Genomic DNA, 5,492 nt, shown 5'->3' with positions numbered 1-5,492 from the left:
CGGCCGGCGGCCAGTTCCCGGGCGAGGGCGGTTACGGCCCGGCGCCGCTCTTCGCGAATTTGCTTTTCCCGGGCGGCCAGCAGGGCGTCATGATCACAGGCTGGATCGCTGATCCCCTGCAAGCGCAGGGTCAGCAGGGGCCGGCGACCGAGGGCCGCGGCCAGTTGATCCAGGCTCCGGCCTCCATCCCGGCTCAGTTCGGCGCTGCCGGCCGCAAAAGAGATCTGGCCGGCAATAGCCAGGTCGGGCATTTCCCGGTCAAGCAAGGCCCAGGGAGCGCCGGCGGCCTCTTCCCGCAGTTCAGCGATGAAAGCCGCGATGGCGGCTAAATAAGGGTGGTCCCGCCGATTCAGGTTGATGGTGAGCGGCAGCTCCAGCCTCAGGCGTTCTTCCCGGTCGGCCAGCAAAGCCTGCAAAAGCAGCAGGCCTTCAGCGCCCTCTTCCGCCGGGGCCAGGTCCAGGGCGGTCAGGGTTAACTGCTGGTCGATCTTGACCGTGTGGCCGTCTCTGGTCAACCGGGCTTGCCCGTCCAGGTAGCCCCGGCGGATGGCGGCGCCCAGCCGGCCATTGAGATAGGGGGCCAGAGCCGGCAGCGGCAACCGGCCCAGTTCCAGCTCCAGGCCGGCATCGTTGCGGTCGGCCAGGGGTCGGAGGGAACCCCGGAAGAGGATGGCGCTTTCCCCGGGACCCCGGGCGCTCAGATCGACCTTGATTTCGCCACCGCCGCTTCCCGGCTGCCGGTGGAGTACTCCGCTGATGGCGGTGAGCCCGACCTTGAAAAGGGGGTCATGGCCCTGGTCGCTGAATTCCAGCCGGCTGTGGCGGATTTCCACCCGGCCGGGCAACAGCCGGGAGGAGAGCAGGGGCCGGTCCGGCGGAGGGAAGTTGTAGTTTTGCTCTGCGGTGCGGACCAGGTGGGCATAGCCCTGCTCGATGGTCAGGCTGCGGACCAGGGAGCCGCGGCGCAGCAGGTGAAAAAAACCGCCGTCGGCCACCAGGGTGCGGAAGGAGAGGATCGGGTCCACCCGGTCATAGGAATCACTCCGGCGGGGGCCGATGATGCCGTTTTGCAGCACCAGCTTGCCCGCCAGGGGACGCCATTCGGCCCGGGCGATGGTCACCGGCCGGTCCAGCTTTTTCTCCAGGTACTGGGCCAGCAGACGCGGTCCGGTAAGGGGGAAGACCAGTTGGGAGCCAAGCAGGTAAAAAAACAGCAGGATCCCGGCGGCCACGACGGGCCAGAACAGGCGGTAGGACAAGGGCCGGGGCGGGCGGCGGCGCGGGGGGAGATCATCGTCCGGTTGGTGGGGCGGCTGCTGGTCGGCGGCGGACCCCCGAGGCATTGCCGGCGCCGCCGCGGGGGGCTCCGGGGCAGGTTCTGCGGTGGCGGGTTCCTCGGGAGCGGTCGGCTGATCCGCAATGGGGATTGCGCCGATGGAGTCAAACTCTTTGCTGCTCATTGCTGCTGATTCTCATGGGGCGCTGGGCCCGGGACGAGGGTTGGGCTGCTTGGGGAACTGGCGGGGGGCGCCGGGACATGCTATAATCGCCCGCCGAAAGCCCGCCTTAACTAAGGGGCCGTTCAGGTCCAGCCGTTACTCAGGGACGGCGCTCTCGGCAAACCTGGCGAAATGATCGGCGGCCAGGCTTCGCGTCCCGGCAATTATCTTAACCATCTCGGCCATTGGTGGCAACCGTGAAACAAATTTCAGACTTGCTTAATCTTCCCCGGGGCCTGCTGGTCCTGGTCCTGGTGCCGCTGCTCACCGGCCTGGTGAGTTTCAGCGCCCTGCTCCTGGCTCTCTTCCTGGGCTATCGGGACGGCCGCTTGCAGTTCCTGCCCCGCTGGTGGGGGCGCCGGATCTGCCGGGCCAGCGGGGTGATGGTAACCATCAAGGGGCTCGAGGGGCTGGATCGCGGCAAACCCTACATCTTTGCCGCCAACCATCAGAGCCAGTTTGATATTTTTGTGCTCCAGGGCCACCTGGGCTTTGATTTCCGCTGGCTGGCCAAAAAGGAGTTGTTCGCCATTCCTCTCTTCGGCTGGGCCATGCGGCGAGCCGGCTATATCCCGGTGGATCGCAGCCATGGCCGCCGGGCTTTGGAGAGCCTCAATGAAGCGGCCCGGCAAATCGCCGCCGGCACCTCGGTGATCATTTTCCCCGAGGGAACCCGCAGCTCGGACGGCAAATTGCAGCCCTTCAAGGCCGGTGCCATGGTGCTGGCGATCAAGGCCGGGGTCGAGGTGGTGCCGGTGGCCATTACCGGAACCCATGAGATTCTACCCAAGGGCAAGCTGCTGGCCAGGCCCGGCCGGGTTACGATCACCATCGGTCAACCGATTGCCACCGGTGATTACAACCTTAAACAGAAGCAGAACCTGGCGGAGCTGTTGGAAGAAAAGGTGCGGAATCTCCTGGCCGCCTGAGGGGTTGCCGGGCCAGGCCCCGCCTTACGAGACCGGGGGCGGCAGGACCAGTTCGCCGCGGCTGGAGTCGAGCCGGACCATGGCGCCCAGGGGCAGGGTCAGGTTGCGGGGGCCGTGGCCGGCGGGGAAGTTGGCCCACAGGGGCAGCTCCTGGCGGGCGGTCAATTCCAGCAGGCGTTGCCAGATCTCTTCCGGCGGGCCGCATTCCTTGAATTCGCCCAGGATGATGGCCGCCGGTCGGGCCAGCCGCCCGGCCAGGGCCAACTGGGTCAGCAGGCGATCCAGGCGATAAGGAGCTTCGCCCACGTCCTCCAGCAACAGCACGGCCCCAGCCAGCTCGGGCTCCCAGGCGGTGGCCAGCAGATGGTTGAGCGAGGCCAGGTTGCCCCCCAGCAGGGGCCCGCCGGCGTTGCCGGGGCGCAGGATCTCCAGACCAGCCGGCCGGATGACATCAGGGAAACGGCCGGCCAGAGCCGCCAGAAAATGGCGGATGGACTCGGGCTCGGATTGGCTCAGGGTACACAGCATGGGGCCGTGGAAGGGGACGAGGACGGTGCGCTGGAGCAAGGCGGCATGGAGTACGGTGAGATCGGAAAAGCCGATCAACATCTTGGGCCGGCTGTTGAGCAGATCCCAGTCCAGCAGCGGCAGAAGGCGCAGGCAACCGTAGCCTCCCCGCAGGGCCAGCAGGGCTTTGACCTCGGGATCGCGCCACAGGTCGTGCAGTTCCGCCGCTCGCGCCCGGTCGTCGGCGGCCAGGTAGCCCGGTTGCCGGGTCAGGATATCGTCGCGGCAGCGGATTTTGAAGCCGGCCTCCCGGAGCAGGCGCAGGCCGGCCGCGGCGGCGCCCGGGTCGAGTACCGGCCCGGCCGGGGCGAAAATGCCGATGGTATCGCCCTTAACCAGGGGCGGCGGCAGCCGGCGCTTAACTGTTGCGTTCATAAATGATCCGCAGCCCTTCCAGGGTGAGCAGGGGGTCGACCTCTTCGATCACTTCGGTGTAGGGGGCAATCAGCTCCGCCATGCCGCCGGTGGCGATGACCTTGGGAACCTCCGGGGCCATCTGCCGGCCGACCCGCCCGACCAGGCCCTCGATCATGGCGGCATAGCCGAACAGCAGGCCCGAGCGAACGGCCTCGACGGTACTGGTGCCGATGGCGGCGGCCGGGGGGATGGTGATATCCACCCGGGGCAGCTTGGCGGTCCTTTGCCCCAGGGCCTCCAGGGCGATGGCGACTCCGGGGGTAATGGTACCGCCCAGGTAGTCGCCGGCGGCGGAAACGCAGTCCAGGGTAATGGCGGTGCCGAAATCGACGATGATCAAGGCTGTCCGGTAACGCTCGTAAGCCGCGGTGGCGTTGACCAGCCGATCGGCCCCGACTTCGGCCGGATTGGGGATGGCCACCCGGATCGGATAATCGAGCCGGTTGTTCACCTCCAAGGGGGTGATGTCGAGATCCAGGCCCAGGAATCCGGCCGCGAAGCGATTCCAGGTGGAGGTGACCTGCGGCACCACGCTGGCGATGACCATGCCTCCGATTTGGCCGAAGGTGATGTTTTCCATGGCGAACAGGCCATGGAGCAGGGCGGCCAGTTCATCAACCGTGGCCGCCGGGTTGCTGCCTACCCGCCACTGGCAGCGCAGGCGCGAGGCCTTGAATAGCCCGATAACCGTATGAGAGTTGCCCACGTCGATGGCGAGTAGCATGGCTTGGCTCCTTGGGCGGCCGGGCGGTTGCGGCAAGCCGCTGCGACCGGTTAAGATTAAACGATAGGCGAGTTGAGCCGGGCGACCGAACCCGGAAGCCGTCACCCGTGGGACTGTACCAGAAAGAAAAGCGGCTTGTCCAGAGAGACCGCTTAATTCCGCCCCACAGTTTTTGTTACCGAAGCAGTTGAAGTTCTAACCGGCCTCTTGGTTTGGTGGCGTCCAACGCGTACCGGGGCAAGGGGTTTTAACCGCCGGTCGGGAGCAGCATGACATCCGCCCGGCGCCAGGGAGAAAAAGAAATGGAATATGTGCAGATCGTAACCACCGTGTCCACCAAGGAAGCCGCCGAACGGATCGCCCGCACCCTGCTCGAGGAGCACCTGGCCGCCTGCGTCCAGATCGTGGGGCCGATCACCAGCATGTACTGGTGGCAGGGAACCATTGAGCGCACCGATGAATACCAGTGCCAGATCAAAAGTCGGGCCGATCATTTCAACCGGATCGAGGAAGCCATTGTCCGGATTCACCCCTACGAAGTGCCGGAGGTGGTGGCCCTGCCCATGCCCCTCTGCAGCGGCGGATACGCCAACTGGCTGCGGGAAGAACTCAAGGACCGAGCTCAGCCGTGAGCGACAAAAAAAAACCTGCGCCCCGCCGCCGGCGCCGGGGGCGCCAGTTTGCCTGTCACTGCTGCCGCCGGGAACTGCCTTACTGTCGGAACTGCACCTGCGGTTTCGAGATCTGCGATGAGTGCTTCCACCAGAACCTCTGGGGCCTGAGCAACGGCCCCACCTGGGTCTGCCCCGATTGCGGCCGGATCCACATGCTGAACGGCTGACGCCGGCTGGGGCCGCCGCCGCTTTCCGCCGGGCAACTCGCGGCACCGGGGCGACACCCGCGGGGCCGGGAACTTTTTCCAAACTGGTCAAGCTATGATGCTGCTGGATGAACTGTGGGCCGGGCTGGCCTTGCCCCTGGGGCGGATATTTATCTTCATCTCCCTGGGGCTGGTGCTGGCCACCCTGATCGAGGAACTGGGCTGGAACCGGGCTTTGTCGCGCCTGGCCCTGCCGTTCATCCGTTTCGGCCGTTTTTCGGAAACCGCCGGTTCCAGTTTCGCCCTGGCCTTCGTCTCCGGGATCTCGGCCAACACCATGCTGGCCGAGGCCTACCGCGACGGCCGGATCGCCCGGCGGGAACTGCTGCTGGCCCACCTGCTCCACAGCCTGCCCCGCTACTTTATGCATCTGCCCACGGTCTTTTTCCTGATGCTCCCTTTCATCAAGGGGGCGGCCTTGCTTTATGTCGGGCTCACCTTTCTGGCCGCCCTGCTGCGAACCCTGTCGATCGCCG

Annotated in this window: 6 protein-coding genes and 1 pseudogene; 4 read left to right on the top strand and 3 right to left on the bottom strand. The window is 66.0% G+C overall.

The window, feature by feature from the left end:
- Window positions 1–1,460: DUF748 domain-containing protein (locus tag ACHHTY_RS11675; RefSeq protein ID WP_395494340.1), on the bottom strand; the 1,460-nt coding region annotated here is incomplete at its 3' end.
- A 236-nt stretch (window positions 1,461–1,696) separates the two neighbouring features.
- Here ACHHTY_RS11675 and ACHHTY_RS11670 point away from each other — a divergent pair.
- Window positions 1,697–2,428: a lysophospholipid acyltransferase family protein gene (locus ACHHTY_RS11670; RefSeq protein ID WP_395494339.1), complete on the top strand. Its 732-nt coding sequence runs from the start codon at window positions 1,697–1,699 to the stop codon at window positions 2,426–2,428.
- 24 nt (window positions 2,429–2,452) lie between these two features.
- On the opposite strand, the gene ACHHTY_RS11665 is transcribed toward ACHHTY_RS11670, so the two are convergent.
- Complete coding sequence (locus ACHHTY_RS11665) at window positions 2,453–3,370, bottom strand: S66 peptidase family protein (protein ID WP_395494338.1); 918 nt, start codon at window positions 3,368–3,370, stop codon at window positions 2,453–2,455.
- Entirely contained in the window at window positions 3,354–4,136 is a 783-nt protein-coding gene (locus ACHHTY_RS11660; protein WP_395494336.1) for a type III pantothenate kinase, read from the bottom strand. The genes ACHHTY_RS11665 and ACHHTY_RS11660 overlap by 17 nt, the downstream gene beginning before the upstream one ends.
- Window positions 4,137–4,405: 269 nt before the next feature.
- Here ACHHTY_RS11660 and cutA point away from each other — a divergent pair, with 269 nt between their 5' ends.
- From cutA to ACHHTY_RS11645, 3 genes and pseudogenes are all read left to right on the top strand, one after another.
- Entirely contained in the window at window positions 4,406–4,768 is a 363-nt protein-coding gene (gene cutA / locus ACHHTY_RS11655; RefSeq protein WP_395494335.1) for a divalent-cation tolerance protein CutA, read from the top strand.
- Complete coding sequence (locus ACHHTY_RS11650) at window positions 4,765–4,977, top strand: hypothetical protein (RefSeq protein WP_395494334.1); 213 nt, start codon at window positions 4,765–4,767, stop codon at window positions 4,975–4,977. The genes cutA and ACHHTY_RS11650 overlap by 4 nt, the downstream gene beginning before the upstream one ends.
- A 94-nt stretch (window positions 4,978–5,071) precedes the next feature.
- Window positions 5,072–5,492, top strand: a pseudogene (locus ACHHTY_RS11645) (hypothetical protein); the annotation flags it as partial.

The sequence above is a fragment of the Desulfurivibrio nitratireducens genome, assembly GCF_044068515.1.
Classification (GTDB): Bacteria; Desulfobacterota; Desulfobulbia; order Desulfobulbales; family Desulfurivibrionaceae; genus Desulfurivibrio.
The sequence above is the reverse complement of the archived record's forward strand: the minus strand, read 5'-3'. Positions and strand labels throughout refer to the sequence as shown.